Origin of the sequence: Paraburkholderia sp. USG1 (assembly GCF_031570135.1) — a bacterium.
GTDB classification, from domain to species: Bacteria; Pseudomonadota; Gammaproteobacteria; order Burkholderiales; family Burkholderiaceae; genus Paraburkholderia; species Paraburkholderia dioscoreae.
This window is the reverse complement of the sequence record NZ_JAMWXW010000011.1, coordinates 212000-226750: the sequence shown is the minus strand read 5'-3', so window position 1 is coordinate 226750 and position 14751 is coordinate 212000. Positions and strand designations below refer to the sequence as shown.

The 14751-nt window shown below is 60.9% G+C and carries 17 protein-coding genes and 1 riboswitch; of the genes, 11 read left to right on the top strand and 6 right to left on the bottom strand.

What is annotated here, in order from left to right; genetic code table 11:
- Positions 1–31 precede the first annotated feature (31 nt).
- Complete coding sequence (locus NE850_RS17040) at positions 32–358, top strand: hypothetical protein (RefSeq protein ID WP_310698958.1); 327 nt, start codon at positions 32–34, stop codon at positions 356–358.
- A 5-nt stretch (positions 359–363) separates the two neighbouring features.
- Here the strand turns inward: NE850_RS17040 and NE850_RS17035 are convergent, their stop codons facing one another.
- Positions 364–2124 (bottom strand): ATP-binding protein, encoded by a 1761-nt coding sequence (locus NE850_RS17035; protein WP_310698957.1) that lies wholly within the window; start codon positions 2122–2124, stop codon positions 364–366.
- Positions 2125–2527: 403 nt separating this feature from the next.
- Between NE850_RS17035 and NE850_RS17030 the strand changes: the two genes are divergently transcribed.
- The 5 genes from NE850_RS17030 to NE850_RS17010 all read left to right on the top strand — a co-directional run bounded on the left by NE850_RS17030 (position 2528) and on the right by NE850_RS17010 (position 7029).
- Positions 2528–3715: an ammonium transporter gene (locus NE850_RS17030; RefSeq protein ID WP_007182336.1), complete on the top strand. Its 1188-nt coding sequence runs from the start codon at positions 2528–2530 to the stop codon at positions 3713–3715.
- Between the two features lie 164 nt (positions 3716–3879).
- Positions 3880–3941: riboswitch (Fluoride riboswitch) on the top strand.
- A gap of 75 nt (positions 3942–4016) precedes the next feature.
- Positions 4017–4397, top strand: coding sequence for a fluoride efflux transporter CrcB (gene crcB / locus NE850_RS17025; RefSeq protein WP_007182337.1), 381 nt, complete (start codon positions 4017–4019; stop codon positions 4395–4397).
- A 404-nt stretch (positions 4398–4801) separates the two neighbouring features.
- Positions 4802–6157, top strand: coding sequence for an alkaline phosphatase family protein (locus tag NE850_RS17020; RefSeq protein WP_310698955.1), 1356 nt, complete (start codon positions 4802–4804; stop codon positions 6155–6157).
- Positions 6158–6421: 264 nt separating this feature from the next.
- Positions 6422–6811, top strand: coding sequence for a hypothetical protein (locus NE850_RS17015; RefSeq protein ID WP_157187837.1), 390 nt, complete (start codon positions 6422–6424; stop codon positions 6809–6811).
- Positions 6811–7029 (top strand): hypothetical protein, encoded by a 219-nt coding sequence (locus NE850_RS17010; RefSeq protein WP_007182340.1) that lies wholly within the window; start codon positions 6811–6813, stop codon positions 7027–7029. The genes NE850_RS17015 and NE850_RS17010 overlap by 1 nt, the downstream gene beginning before the upstream one ends.
- 26 nt (positions 7030–7055) lie before the next feature.
- On the opposite strand, the gene NE850_RS17005 is transcribed toward NE850_RS17010, so the two are convergent.
- Positions 7056–7388: a superinfection immunity protein gene (locus NE850_RS17005; protein WP_310698954.1), complete on the bottom strand. Its 333-nt coding sequence runs from the start codon at positions 7386–7388 to the stop codon at positions 7056–7058.
- Between the two features lie 70 nt (positions 7389–7458).
- A complete protein-coding gene (locus NE850_RS17000; RefSeq protein ID WP_310698953.1) occupies positions 7459–7734 on the bottom strand; it encodes a hypothetical protein in 276 nt (91 codons plus the stop codon).
- Between the two features lie 567 nt (positions 7735–8301).
- On the opposite strand from NE850_RS17000, the gene NE850_RS16995 reads away from it, so the two are divergent.
- The 4 genes from NE850_RS16995 (at position 8302) to NE850_RS16980 (ending at position 10926) form a co-directional block, all read left to right on the top strand.
- Positions 8302–8739: a 2,4'-dihydroxyacetophenone dioxygenase family protein gene (locus NE850_RS16995; protein ID WP_007182343.1), complete on the top strand. Its 438-nt coding sequence runs from the start codon at positions 8302–8304 to the stop codon at positions 8737–8739.
- A gap of 79 nt (positions 8740–8818) precedes the next feature.
- Positions 8819–9175 (top strand): nuclear transport factor 2 family protein, encoded by a 357-nt coding sequence (locus NE850_RS16990; RefSeq protein WP_165185585.1) that lies wholly within the window; start codon positions 8819–8821, stop codon positions 9173–9175.
- A gap of 83 nt (positions 9176–9258) precedes the next feature.
- Complete coding sequence (locus NE850_RS16985) at positions 9259–10074, top strand: SDR family NAD(P)-dependent oxidoreductase (RefSeq protein ID WP_007182345.1); 816 nt, start codon at positions 9259–9261, stop codon at positions 10072–10074.
- 54 nt (positions 10075–10128) lie between these two features.
- Positions 10129–10926, top strand: coding sequence for an SDR family NAD(P)-dependent oxidoreductase (locus NE850_RS16980; protein WP_007182346.1), 798 nt, complete (start codon positions 10129–10131; stop codon positions 10924–10926).
- A 99-nt stretch (positions 10927–11025) separates the two neighbouring features.
- Here the strand turns inward: NE850_RS16980 and NE850_RS16975 are convergent, their stop codons facing one another.
- The 3 genes from NE850_RS16975 to NE850_RS16965 form a co-directional block, all read right to left on the bottom strand.
- On the bottom strand, positions 11026–12003 hold the full coding sequence (locus tag NE850_RS16975) for a helix-turn-helix domain-containing protein (RefSeq protein ID WP_232064133.1): 978 nt from the start codon (positions 12001–12003) through the stop codon (positions 11026–11028).
- Between the two features lie 231 nt (positions 12004–12234).
- Entirely contained in the window at positions 12235–12600 is a 366-nt protein-coding gene (locus NE850_RS16970) for a BON domain-containing protein (RefSeq protein WP_007182348.1), read from the bottom strand.
- A 29-nt stretch (positions 12601–12629) separates the two neighbouring features.
- A complete protein-coding gene (locus NE850_RS16965; protein ID WP_007182349.1) occupies positions 12630–13673 on the bottom strand; it encodes a porin in 1044 nt (347 codons plus the stop codon).
- 401 nt (positions 13674–14074) lie between these two features.
- On the opposite strand from NE850_RS16965, the gene NE850_RS16960 reads away from it, so the two are divergent.
- Positions 14075–14728: a GntR family transcriptional regulator gene (locus NE850_RS16960; RefSeq protein WP_007182350.1), complete on the top strand. Its 654-nt coding sequence runs from the start codon at positions 14075–14077 to the stop codon at positions 14726–14728.
- Positions 14729–14751: the final 23 nt, after the last annotated feature.

Here is a 14751-nt window from a genome sequence, read left to right as displayed (position 1 = left end):
ATAGTCGCCGGCTGACTTGGGAGTGTTTTCAATGGAACTGACCGACTGGATCGTGATTCTCGCCGTCGTGCTGCTGACAATTGCCTTTTTCTGCGGACGCGGGCCGGCCAACTGGTCGAGTGAAAATCGCGCGCGACGTCTGGCCGGCATGCGCATGCTGGTTCAGGCCGCGTGGTCGATGTGGGCGGCGCTGCTGCTCGTCGCGCGCGGCCTTTTTGCACTGAACGGAATACACGGCGTGCGCCCCACGCCCCTCCAGCTCATGGCGGGTATCGCCGTACTCATCGCTTGCGGCTGCTACTGGTCGATTCGCGGCAGGCAGTTGCTCAAACCGCGTCGTCTCTTTACCGCGTCGTAACCGAGCTAAGGCGTACTGATGCCGGGCTTGGCATCGGCGGCATGCGCGGCGGCGCTGCTGCTGCCACTGCTGCTGCCGCTCTTTCGATCACGCTCCTCCAGGGCCGGGCGGGCGTCGCGAGCGGCCTGAACACCGGGCGCCGTCGGCGGCCCTTGCGTACCGGCAGCCAGTTGCGCGATCCGCGCGTCGGCTTCAGGCAGCGACAGATAGAACGTCGTGCCCACGCCTTCTTTCGACTCCGCCCACACGCGCCCGCCGTGCCGCTCCACCACGCGGCGCACGAGCGCGAGGCCGATGCCCTCGCCGGCCGCCACATTGCCGTGCAACCGCTGAAAGGCGTTGAATAGCCGCGGCAAGGCAACCGCCGGAATGCCCAGGCCGTTGTCCCTCACATAGAAGATCCGCAGCGAATGCACGCCCGGCGGCGCCGGCGTCGTACCGATCTCGATCCTGCCCTCCCGTGACGGATCCAGGTAATTCACCGCGTTGCCGATCAGATTCGCGAACACCTGTTCCAGCGCGGTAGGGTCGCCCCATACCGCAGGCAATTCGTGCACGTGGACGTGAGCGCGCCGCGCCCGGATCGAGCCTTGCATCGCATCGATCACGCGCGGCACGATATCGCGCACCTCGACCTTCTGCTGCCGGTACTCCACCCGGCCCACGCGCGACAGCCGCAACAGCGCGTCGATGATGTGCGAGGCGCGCAGCACCGCCGTCTGCAGATAGTGCAGCGCTTCGCCGATATCCTCGTCGACCACCCGTTCGATGCGCTGCCGCGTGCCGGCCGCGAGCGACGACTCGCGCACCGCGACGCGCAGTTCGTCGCACGCGCGAATCAGCTCCTTTGAGAAGCCTTGCAGGTTCACCAGCGGCGCGCGCAGATCGTGCGACACGCTGTAAATGAACATTTCGTTTTCCTGAGTCTGCTGACGCAAGGTCTCGTTGATGCGCGCGAGTTCGCCGGTGCGGCGCGCCAGATCGGCCTGGAAGCGCGCCTGGATGCGCTCGGCTTCGAGCAGGCGGCGGCTCGTCTCGTGCAAGGTCAGATCGAGGCGGGCGATTTCATCGCGTCCCGGACCGATCGGCGCCAGCGGTTCGTTGCCCGCGAGACGCCCGGCGTTATCGGCAAGGAGCGCGAGCCGGCCGCGCACACCGCGCGTGAACAACCAGACGGCCAGCGCGACGAACAGCAACGAGCCGAGCACCGCCGCGACCACCAGGGTTTGCTGCCGCTCGCGCGCGGCGTCGGCGGCATTCGAGCGGAGCGTGTCGAGACGCCGCTCCTCGGCCTGGAATGCGGCGAGCTGCTGACGAAACCGGTCGAGCACGTCGGTCGGCGCGAGATCGCGAAAGCGCGCAAGCACGTCGCGCCGCCGGCCGGAATGCAGCATGTCCTGAACGCGGTCGGACCATTGCCGGTAGGCCTGCACCGCCTGGCGCACCTGAACCACGCGTTCGACCTGCGCCGGATTGTCGGCGACCAGATCGGCCAGTTGGTCGATGCGCCGGTCGACGTCCATCCACACCGTTACCGGTGTGGCGAAATGGGCGTCGTTGGCGAGCACCGCCCCGCGCAGCGCCACGGACTCGCCCAGCACCGGGTCGAGAATCGCGGTGGTCTGACGCAGCACGTCCTGGCTATGGATGGCCCAGCGCTCCGCCTGCGCCGCGTCCGACTGGGCCTTGACCAGCCCGGACAACAGCGCCAGTTCGAAGACGGCCGGAATCGCGATCAGCAACAGGCCTTTGGTGGTCAGTCTCATGCGTGCGCACTGGAGGTCGGTGGCCGGCAGATCATGCTCGGGGACGGCACATTATGTCGGCGATTACCCAGGAAAACAAAGAGGGCACGCCATTGACCAGGCATTTGCCGCAAAAGAATGCCGGATGAATGTCGGCCCCACGTTAGGGTTTTGAATTAAACGTAAATGAAATCGAATATTTTGCCCATTTTTGGTTCGCTCCGCCCTTGGTTACGACGTTATGCACACTAACTGTGCCGGCTAAAGCCGCAAAAATGTGCAAAGGCGTGTCCGCAGCATTTAACAAAGCACCCAACCAATCCCATCCCGGTGCCGAACTGCACCGTATCGACGCGTTTTGGCACAACTTTGGCCCGCTTCTTGCATTCATTGCCCGCTTTTTTGTCATCAGCAGGACACATCGATGGAAAGTCTTAAAACCGGCACCGATACCCTCTTCCTCTTACTCGGCGCCGCCATGGTGCTGGCGATGCACGCTGGGTTCGCCTTTCTCGAACTCGGCACGGTGCGCAAAAAGAACCAGGTCAATGCACTGGTCAAGATTCTGGTGGATTTCTCGGTCTCGACGATCGCCTACTTCTTTATCGGCTACGCGATCGCCTACGGCGTGCAGTTCTTCGGCAGCGCCGAGTCGCTGGCGGCACACAACGGCTATGCGCTGGTGCGCTTCTTCTTCCTGCTGACCTTCGCCGCCGCGATTCCCGCGATCGTCTCGGGCGGCATCGCCGAGCGCTCGAAATTCAATCCGCAACTCTTCGCGACGTTCGTGCTGGTCGGCTTCATCTACCCGTTCTTCGAAGGGATCGCGTGGAACGGCCGCTTCGGCATCCAGAACTGGCTCGCCGAGGTGTTCGGCGCGCAGTTCCATGACTTCGCCGGCTCGGTGGTCGTGCATGCGTTCGGCGGCTGGGTCGCCCTGCCGGCGGTATTGTTGCTGGGCGCGCGCCACGGGCGCTACCACCGCGACGGGGGCATCGCCGCGCATCCGCCGTCGAATATTCCGTTCCTCGCGCTGGGCGCGTGGGTGCTGGCGGTCGGCTGGTTCGGCTTCAATGTGATGAGCGCGCAGACCGTCGACAAGATCAGCGGCCTCGTCGCCGTCAATTCGCTGATGGCGATGGTGGGGGGCACCCTGACCGCGTGGCTCGCCGGCCGCAACGACCCCGGATTCACCTACAACGGGCCGCTTGCCGGACTGGTGGCGGTCTGCGCCGGCTCCGACATCATGCATCCGCTCGGCGCGCTGGTGACGGGTGGCATTGCCGGCGTGCTTTTCGTTTATATGTTCACCTGCGTGCAGAACCGCTGGCGCATCGACGACGTGCTGGGCGTATGGCCCTTGCACGGTCTGTGCGGCGCGTGGGGCGGCCTCGCGGCGGGCATCTTCGGCCTGCGCGCGCTCGGCGGCATGGGTGGCGTGTCGTTCGGGGCGCAACTGGTCGGCACGCTGGGCGGGATTGTGGTGGCGACGCTCGGCGGCGCGCTCGTGTACGGCGCGATCCGGCTGACAGTGGGCCTGCGGCTCGACCAGGAAGACGAGTACAACGGCGCCGACCTGTCGATCCACAAGATTTCGGCGACACCCGAGTAAGAAAGCTTCGGCGGCGGTTTTGCTTCGCATGAGCGCACTGGCGGCTCCGGCTCCCGCACGTGCGCCTCGCCACCGGGCATGCCGGATCCGGGCGGACAGCGCGGGCCGGCGGGCTGTCCGCGCCCACGCCGAACTGTCCCCACATGCCCTCGCCGGTGTTAGACTCCTGCGCTGGAGATGGCATTCTCCTTTAACCGCCCTTGTGGCTGATGATGCCTGCTCGCCCGGATGATTGCGGACGCAGCATCGCGCTCCATGCTCAGCCCGGTTTGTCGACACCCCCGGTTTTGCCAGGCCTCCCATGTATTGGTCCATTCTCGCCGTCGGAATCGGCGGCGCGCTCGGTTCGTTGTTTCGCTGGTTTCTGGGCATCCGCCTGAACGGCCTGTTCAGCGGCTTGCCGCTCGGCACTTTCGCCGCCAACGTGATTGCCGGCTACGTCATCGGCGTCGCCGTCGCAGGGTTTGCGCGGGCGCCGCAGCTCGCACCGGAATGGCGGCTCTTCGTCATCACCGGCTTGATGGGCGGTCTGTCGACCTTCTCGACTTTTTCAGCGGAAGTCGTGCAGCGGTTGCAGGACGGCCGGCTCGGCTGGGCTGCGGGCGAGATCGTGATTCATGTGGGTGCGTCGCTCGTGATGACCATTCTCGGCATCGCAACGGTGTCGTTGCTGTCGCGCTGAAAGCGCCACGCGCCGCGCCACTCCAGGCGCGGATGCTCCTCTCCTCCGATCCACCCGACTTCCTACGGCTTGCCATCAGTCGGGTTCGCAAAGGCCTATTGGATCGAGCGAAGCGGGAACAACTTGCCTTCAGCGAGAACTGAAGTTGAACGGCGATGTAACGTGAACTAGCCTTAACGTCTAGCCGGAAGCAAGACTCTGGTATAGAGCCTGCGTTGAAAGTGCGGCTCTTCTGCAACGAGTATTTGAGCTATCCGATCCCGGCTCGCGCTGCAAGCCGCCAATGCAGGAGACAGGTTCGCGTCAGGAGGTCTGCAGTGTCGCGCTCCCGTAGTTTCCTGCGGGGCGCGAACCTGGCAGGCGACATGGTCGCTGTGATGCCGTTGTACGGAGGCAGCATGTCAATGGACAACATTAAAACCATCATCATCGTCATGATGGAGAACCGGTCGTTCGACCATGTTCTCGGTTATCTGAGCCTCGACGGAAAAGACGTCAACGGACTCTCTGCCGACCCCGCGTGGCAGCAGAATTTCGCGAATCTTTACGACGACAGGACATATGCGATCCATGCTCTCTCGCCGGCGACCCAACTGATCCCCGACCCTCCGCACGACCGCACGCCGATTTCGATACAAATAAACACGCCGTGCGCGAGTGGAGGCTGCCCCGAACTGGGTGGGTTCGTTGCAAGCTACGCGGCACGACACCCTGCGCCAGCCGATCTCTCGATGGTAATGGGCTATTACACCGCCGATGCGCTGCCTGTTTACGATTTCTTCGCAAACCATTTCACGATTTGCGATAGCTGGTTTGCGCCGCTTCCGACCGGAACCCAGGCCAATCGCCTGATGGCCATGTCGGGAGAGAGTGCGATTAGCGACAACGTTTCTGGTTTTCTCCCACAGCAGTCCCTGGTATATGACTGGCTGACCGCACACGCCACAAGCTGGTGTGTCTACCAGTCGGGAGGATTTTTCCCGTTCTTCAGCCTGATGCCCAAGTGGTTGCCCGAAATAGTGACGTCGCTCGCCTTGCCGTTGGATGGCATTGGCGGCAGGTTCAGGCGGTATTCGCGCTTCAAGGCAGACTGGACGAACGGTTCGAACATGCCTCAAGTCATTTTCATCGAACCGGAATACACGGACGGGCCACACCGGACTCCGAATGACGACCATTCGCCTACCGGCGTTGCTCCAGGGCAAGCGTTCCTCGCCGACATCTATCAAACGATTTCCACGTCAGAGCGATGGAATGAGACGCTGATGATCGTCACGTACGACGAGCATGGAGGGTTCTTCGATCATGTCAGTCCCCTCGATATCCCGACCGACGTTGCCGGATATCGGTTTCAGACTACCGGGCTGCGGGTACCAGCATTCCTGATCTCGCCCTATGTCACGCCGGGCGGCGTCTTTTCCGGCGACCTGGACCATACGTCGATCCTTCAGCTTCTCGCGGATAAATTCAACGCCGGCGGCACGTACTCCGCCCCGGTCAGTGCACGCACACAACTTTCGAAGCTCAGTTCCGCCCTTTCCGAAATGAAAACGCCGGGCCCTGCGCCCAGGCTGAATGTGCCAATGCCGGGAAACTCACCTGTACCGTCTCCCGTTTCGCAGCCAGTTGGCCTTTCGGCATGTGCACAAGCCTTTCGTAGCGTCGCGCTCAAAGTTCAGCAGGATCATCCGGAATTGCTGTCTTCGCCGAACTGGGGAGACCTCGCGGGCTTTGTCGCGACCTACAAGGGCGCGTCGTGAATCGACGCAAGGTCTATGTCCGTCTGGATTACTGCTGCACGCAGCGTGAAGCGGAGAAAGGAGTGACGTGGCCGCATTCCCGAGGCCGCATTCCCGATAACCTGGTCATTAGCGGGTTGGCGAGCGCGACAACGACGATGTCATTGTTTGCCAAAATACCTGTATGAATGTACAGTATCCCGCACGGACTTCCGTCGCGGTGTTGGGTGCGCGACCGCCGTGTGGCCGCATGCGACGGCGCCTCATGCGTAGGAACCGTGAGTCGTGCAAGGTTTGGAACGACTGGAAAAATACGGAGAAGACATGCTTCGATTCTTGGGCCTCGGCGCACTGCTGCTGACAGTTGTTTCTACTGTGTCGGCAGGCGAACGCTATGTGGAAGTCTGGAATCCGCCTGAGGCGCGGGCCGACGCACCGCCCGCCAAACTGTCGCATAAACAGTCGATACATCGGCACAGTGCTTCGCGGACCGTGAAATATCATGCACGAAGCGCTCGGGCGCCCGCGCCGAAGTTGATTGCGAAACAGCGTGAAATCCCGGCGGATTCGCGAACCGCAACACCTGATCTGACAGACATCCCGCGGCAGATCACGCCTGAGGGGAACATCCTGCGGGTCGATTCCCGCCAGGCTTATGTCGGGGTGTCGCGTTAATGGAATCGGAAACCTACCACGGCTACAACATCTGGGGACATGCAATACAGCAGCATGAGGAACCGCATCGACCTGGACCTTACGCTGCCAGCGGAACCATTACTCAAAACAACAGGGTGATTGAAGCGTCCGGTGTCCTTGGCTTTTTCGATACTGACGAGGGCGCGCAGCAGGCTGGACTCGAATGGGCTCGCGCATGGATCGACAGCCACGGGTAGACCGTACCTTGCCATGCGGAAAAAACTCAATTCCTTGGGCAGCGATTGCTCCTTGCCGCAATGCGCGCTACCAACGGCACCAGCCGAGGGTTGACCACCGGGATTGAACTGGCACGACCTTCGGATCGGGCAACGATTGCGTTGATGGTAACGCGTGCAACTGCGCGTTGCGCCCGTCTTGCGAAGTGCTTCAATCGACGGTCGCTGACCGGATGCCGCGCCCATATCAGCGCAGCGAACCAGCCCAGAACCGTCCACCCGAGCAGAATGTTCACCATCGTCACCGCAAAGGCGTCTTCCCGGTTTCTGGCGTCGGCAATCATTGCGGGCGCCAGATAAAGCATCAGCACAGCGATCACGACCGCACCTTGAATAATCTTCAGCATTTCGACACCTCGCTACAGCCTTGATCAGCAGACGCCTTTCGAATTAATGACGCGAGTACAGGCGAGCAGCCGACTGGTCAGGTTGACGGCTGCCAGACACCACGGATTGCGCAACCACGCCGCCGTACGAATCATTGACGGAGCCGACCGCATCGTTGCGTTCCGCTGCGACGGTTTGTGCGCTCTGGCCTCGTTGTGACGCGGGAGCCCCGACCGAAGGACGGTAGGAAGGCGCCGGTCCATAGCCGCTGGCAAATGCAGGCGCAGCGATGGAGGTAGTGGCCGCAACGAGCAACATCGCAAGAAGTCTGTTTTTCATGATGGATCCCTAATCCGGTTTCAAGAGCGGTGCAAGTCGGTGAGACGCGCGCCGCTGACAGAATTCAGTTTAGGTGGGACCTATCTTTTTTCTATGCCGATAGCGTGAAATCACAATTGCTACGGGGCGAACAATCGGCGTTGGCCCGCCTGTGCAGGATTTGCGTGCGCCCGCTGCCACTGCCGTTTCCTGTCTCGTCTTTCGATGTCGACCTTTGCTGGCAGCTTCGCCCTGAGGATTCAGCGGCGCAGCAGTGGCTCTGCGACACCATTGCACGTACGGTGAGCGGAGCCTGTGTTTCGCACCCTGAGAAGTCCCTCGGCGTGCGGCGCAAATCATGGACGCCAGACATTGGGTGGCCCGATGCATGAGTCATTCCGTTTCCGGTACGCGGCGAAGGAATCGAAGCCGTGCATTGGCGTCCGCACACCTCCACACCTCCACTGCACTGTCAGGCAACCCGAGTTGCGCTAGCGTGCAATCTTTGTCTCGTTGCCTGCGATATCGTTGTTTCACCCACAAACCTTACCGAACTCGATTCTGGTTCGGCGAAATCAGGAGACGACGATGGAAATCAAACCGAAGGTTCGCGAAGAAGCCGTTCAGATCGACGACATTCCGTGGAAGCCCTTCCCGGACGCACTTTCCCGAGGCGGCATTCGCTGGAAGATGCTCCACGCCTCGCCCGAGATGGGCGCGTGGACTGCGATTTTCGACTGTCCGGCCGGCTCGTCCTTTAACTCTCACTTTCACGTCGGGCCAGGCGAATATCTGCTGACAAAAGGCCGCATGGACGTCCGTGGCGGCAGCGAGGATGGCGGCGACACCGTCGTGGCGCCGGCATACGGCTACGAGTCTGCCAATGCCCGTCACGACAAAACCTCGTTCCCGGTCGACAGTGAGTTTTATATGACGTTCCTCGGCCCGCTTTCCTTTATCAAGGAAGACGGCACGCCAATCGTGGTGGTCACCTGGGACGAAGCCCAGCGCGCGTACGCGGGCTGAAAAGTCCGCTTTCCATGTCATGTATCGGCACGCTCATCGTTGCCGATACATCCCGCCGCCCCTCCTGTGGACATTCGACATGTCAAATTCCTCTGAACAGACCGAAGCTGCAACCAGGCAGATCCTCGACCATCATCTCGGCGCCTTTGCTCACGGCGTTGCGGAGATTCTCAAGGATTATGACGACGACTCCGCGCTCGTCACGCCGGACAAGACCTTTCGCGGCCGCGAGGAGATAACCGGCTTCTTCAAGGCCTTCCTTGACGGCGCGGACCCGGCGTTCTGGCCGGCGTTCAGGATTACGAGCATGAGCACGGTGCGCGACGTGGCATACCTCGCGTGGGAGGCGAAGCCCTGGGTTACCCTGGCAACGGACACACTGGTCGTCAAGGACGGAAAAATTGCGGTTCATACGTTCACGGCATTTCCCGCCTGACCGGGCACATCGGGCGTCACGCATCGTCTACGAATCATGTAACGCGAAGTCATTCGAAAGTACTACTACTCAAGGAGACAATCTTGACCCGCAAACTTGAAAGTCGCGTCGCCGTCGTAACCGGTTCCAGTTCGGGAAATGGACGAGCAATCGCGCTAGCTCTCGCGCGCGAGGGCGCGCATGTCGTCTGCTCTGATCTGAAGAAGTCGGCACTGCAAGGCGGCTACGAGAAGGATATCGAAACCGATACCGATGCGGTCATCACCCGGGAAGGCGGCAAGACCACGTTCATCGCGGCGGACGCCAGCAAAGCGGCCGACGTCCAGAAGATCATCGGCCATGCGGTTTCGACCTTCGGCCGGCTCGACATCATCGTCAACAACGCGGGCGTGTTTACCGGTCTGCACAGCATCATCGACGAGACGGAAGAGCAATACGATTTCACGATGAACGTGAATGCAAAAGGCGTTTGGCTCGGTTGCAAGTACGCTATCACGCAGTTCATGAAACAGGAACCGCTGACGACGTCGACCGGCGCCCAGGTCCGTGGCCGGATCGTCAACATCGCGTCCATCGGCGGCCTGGTCGGGCTGGCGCTCGAACCGGCTTATTGCGCGTCGAAGGGAGCGGTCGTCAATCTGACACGCGAACTCGCACTCGACTTCGCGCCCGAGCGCATCAACGTGAACGCGATCTGCCCCGGGTTTCTCGCAACCGCGATGGTGCGCTCCTTCCTCGAAAACGACGATACCAACAAGCTGCTTCACGACCTGACGCCGTGGCCGCGCGTCGGCACCGCGGACGATGTCGCGAGAGCCGCGCTATTCCTCGCTTCCGACGACGCGGAGTGGATGACGGGTTCCATGCTCACAGTCGACGGCGCCTTTACGGCACGCTGAACGCGGTAACGGCCAACCCGTTGCGGCTGGCCATCCTTTCTCCCAGGAGGATTCATGGAAAGGCTCAAAGGAAAGGTCGCCATCGTCACGGGCGCAAGTTCGGGATTCGGTCGCGGCATCGCAATGGCGTATGCAGCGGAAGGTGCCAGCGTGGTTGTCAGCGATATCCACGAGGCACCGAACCAGGGCGGCTTCGAAGGCAACCCGCAGTTGACTACCGTAGCCGCCATTACCGGGGCCGGCGGCAAGGCTCAGTATGTGGCATGCGACGTGACGAGGCTCGACCAGGTTGCGAACCTGGTCAAGGAAACGGTCCGGCTCTACGGCGGTCTCGACGTGATGGTCAACAACGCCGGTATATATCGGGCCGGCAAGCTTGCCCACGAGTTCGCGGTCGAAGACCTCGACGTCTGCTTCGACGTGAATGTGAAAGGCACGTGGTTCGGCTGTCAGGAAGCCATCAAGGTATTTCTGAAGCAGGCGCGCGGCGGCAATATCATCAACATCGTTTCGACTGCCGGCTTGCAAGGCCACCCGAAGCAGTCCGTCTACAACATATCGAAGGGCGCGGCCGCTAATCTGACACGCTGCCTGGCAATCGAATATGGGCGCGACAGGATTCGCGTCAACGGTATCTGCCCCACGTATGCGAAAACGTCGTTGACACGCGCGCTATTCGACGACAAAGACTTCGACAAGGTGTTCACGGACGCCATTCCGCTGAAACGCTGGGGCGAAGTCGAAGATATCGCGAACCTCGCGGTATTTCTCGCCTCGGACGAATCGAGTTACATTCACGGCGATCTCATTCGCATCGATGGCGGCGAGACGCTCTGCCGCTTCTCGGTGTAACTGGCTGGCCGCAACGCGCAACGCGGCGTGGCGTCGCCTTACCAGACAGTTTCGTTATTGAGCGGACAGGTCATCTCCTGTCCGCCTGTCGTCTGCCTGTCATGCCGGCTCATCTGCAGGCCCGGCCCCCACCGTCCGGCGCACGTCGCCCGGAGAGGCTCCGTATTTTTCCTTGAACGCCCGGCAAAAATGGCTGGTCGAATTGAAACCCCAGCGGAATGCGATCTCCGAGATGTGCTGGCGGTTGTAGGCGGGATCCGTCAGAGCCAGCTTGCAGGCATGCAGCCGTCTGTCCAGAATCCACCCCGAGACGGTCATGTCGCTGCGCTGAAAAAGCATATGCAGATAGCGCAGCGAAATGCGGTTTGCTTCGGCAATTCGGGTTGGATTCAGATCGTCTTCGTGCAGATGTTGCAGAATGAAGTCCTGCACGCGCCGAAGCATGGCCGCGCTCGCGTCGAACGTTGCAGACGGTTGCTGACCTGATAGCGCGATACCCAGCAGCTCGAGTGTGGACCTGTTGACGGGGCCTTGAACGCTCTCGTCGAGCGTCGCGATTTCATTTGAAAGCGCGAGCAGGTGAACGGCGAGCAGCGAGCCAACGCCCGTGCGGCTTTCGATCTTGCCGCCGGTGGGCGGGTGTTTGCGTTCCGGTAAGCGCTCACGCATCACCGACCAGGGAATCATCAAGGTGACCTTGTGCAGGCGCTCGAGAACCTCGAACTCGACAACCTGGTCGGTTGTCCAGACGACGACATCGCCCGAGGCGACCTCCACACCGGAATCTCCGATCCTGAACCGCTCGCGGCCGGCGGTCGTCAATTGAACGCCGACGTAAAGCTCATCGTCGTGGCGGACGTGTCCGCGCGTACGTTGTCCCATGCAAGGGTCGCAAACTGTCTCGACAATCCCCGCCCCGGCGAAGTCGTGCTGCTTCACATGGGCATAGAACGTGGCCGGAAGACGACGCGGAACCTGCCACTCGCGATAACTCGCACTGAGTACCGATTCCCAGGCGTCGGTGCGGTCGCCCAAAGGAACGTCGCTGGTTGACCATTCGGTCGAAGGATTCTGCACGTCGCGTCTCCTGTCTCCTCCGCGCCGCAGCATCTGTCCCGTGCTCCGTGCGCGCACCTTCACGCTTTCAAGGTACATGCGAATGGGTATCCCTACCAATAGGATGTACCCTGTTCAAACCCTATTTGCGAAATAGCGAAGACTGGCAGCGCAGCGCGTGGACGTCGAGCGCGCCGCCTTCTCATGCGAACGACACACTCGGCTGATTTCCAGATGCGACTCGCCGTCCGCCTACATCCGCGTTCGAATCGTCAGCGAATTGATGACCGCGTTCACTCCCGTCATGCCCTGCACCGCCTGACCGAGTTGCTGCGACTCGTCGGCACGCTGTACCGTCCCGGTAAGGCGCACGAGTCCATTGCGAGAACTGACCGACACGTCGCTGACATCGACACCTTTCAGCTTCGCGATCTGTCTGCGAACCGACCGTGTGAGTTGCTTGTCTTCGGGCGACTGTTTCCGGAAGTAACGATTGGGATGCGCAACGGCGTCGTCCGGCAAAGCCGCTCCGCTCGCCGACTGAGCTTGCGCGACGGGCGCGGTCACCATCGTCTGAAGGCTTGCGGCTAGCAGAAGCGCCACGATTGTTTTTCTCATGTGAAGTCCTTTTATCGATCCGTAAGCTGTCAGAAGTAATGCATGACGCCTGCATAGAAGCCGAGTTGATTGTGGCCTGGTGCGGGATTCCAGGCCGAGGTCTCGGGCTGTTCGACCGCGGAGAAGTTGGTGTTTTTCCCATTGATCAGATAGCCCACGGTCGCATAAAGAGAAGTTCGCTTCGACAGGTTATAGGTCTGTCCAAGGTCCAGCAGCGTCGCACTGCCTTGCCCATCGCGTTGATGGATATGGTATGCAGCAGCGGTGACGCGCAGAAACGGCGAAGCGGTGTAAGTCAGCCCCAACCAGCCGAAATCGGCATATCGTGGACCGCCGAGCGGAGCGTCGGGCGCGGCCATATAGGTGTACGAGACCTGCACCTTGAATGCGCCGCCCACAAACGCGGCCGCGGCGAACAACTGCTTCTGGGCCGTGTACAGATCGCTGTATTTGCCGTTCGGATCGCGAACCTCCTGGTAGACCGTTCGTGCCGAAAACGCGCCGAGTCGATAGCTCAGTTGCACGCCGTCGGCGCGCGCGCTATTGAACTGGCCGGGCACGCCGCTCAGCGAGTATTGAAAGCCCGCGTCAAAGCCGCCGAAAGTCGGCGTGTAGTAGCTGAATGTATTGCTGAAGTTCGGCCAGTTCGCGCCACGCACGAGCGAAGCCAGTCCGGCGTGCTGCTGCGAAAACGGGTCGTAGTCGAAGTTGCCGTCTTTCAGGATTGAGTCGTCGCGTCCCATCCGGAACGAGCCGAACGGTCCTGACATGCCCACCCAGGCATTGTTCCAGAATGGAGTAGCACTCAGCCCGTTTGTCACGAGCAGATAGTCGAGCAGCTTGAAGTTCACCTTGTAGCCACCGCCGATATCCTCCGTGCCGTAGACGCCGAAAGCGCTTGCGCCATCATCGCCGCTGTCGGCGCTCCACAGTGCGGAGCGCCGCCCGTCGGCGCCCGCCACATTACTGAGATATTGCACGCCGGCGTCCAGCCGTCCGTAGAGTGTCACGCTGCTCTGTGAAAAAGCAGCACTACTGACAATCAACAAACCTAGTCCTGCAAATTTTTTCACTTCCGTCTCCTCCTTGTCATGTCGTCCGCGGGCTCTTCTGTCGAATTTTTTCTGGTGGCCCGCACTCGGCGTACGCATCTGTTATCGAGCACGCAGATTGAATTTAAATTGAATTCAATTTAAATTCATTTATCGTTTTCCACTAGCGGTAGAGGGAAAGCCTGCGTGCAATGTGGCGGAATGCGGCGCCGCAAGGGAAAAGCGGGCCAAGTTGACGAAATTTCCGGCGCCGGTGCGTGCGCTTCGTCATGCGCACGTCTGGGTCGGCGCGGCATCCAATCGCACAGTTTCAGTGCGATGAATGCTGTGATACATTCAGAATACCAATCGAATGCAATCTGGGCGATTCCAACTTTCTGGCGTTCGCCGCGCAGCACAACCATCGACCCTTCCATCTACTCATGACGCAAGACACTCAGCCGCTTCATCACCAGGTCACCGAAATTCTGCGCAACAAGATAGTCGACGGGGTACTTCGTCCTGGCACGCCGATCTCGGAGCGCGAGCTATGCGAGGAACTGGAAGTGTCGCGTACGCCATTACGCGAAGCGTTAAAGGTGCTGGCATCGGAAGGGCTGGTGCAGCTTTTCCGCAATCGCGGCGCGATCGTGAGCCCCATTTCCGTCGAGACCATCGAAGACAAACTCGATGTCCTCGCCGCACTGGAAGGCTACGCGGCACGCCAGGTTTGCGAACGCGCAACGGACGCACAGCTTCGAGAACTCGCCCAACTGCATGAGCGATTCAGCCAGCACTTCGATTCCGATGAGACAGAGGAGTACTTCAGGCTCAATCAGTCTTTCCATCGCAAACTGATCGAATTGACGGGCAATCCCGTGCTGGTGGATATGCATTCAATGCTGTCCAGCCACGTACGGCGGCCGCGTATTGAAGGCGTGCGGCAGCATGTTCCCACCCACAGCGTCATCGACGAGCACGAGACGATCCTCAAGGCGCTGCTCGCGCGAGATGGCGCAGCGGCACAGAAAGCGGCAGAGGAACATCTGCACCGCGTGGCCGAGACTGTCGTCAAATATTTTCGCGGCATGCGCTAATAGCGGCGTAAAGCGGCCGCGCT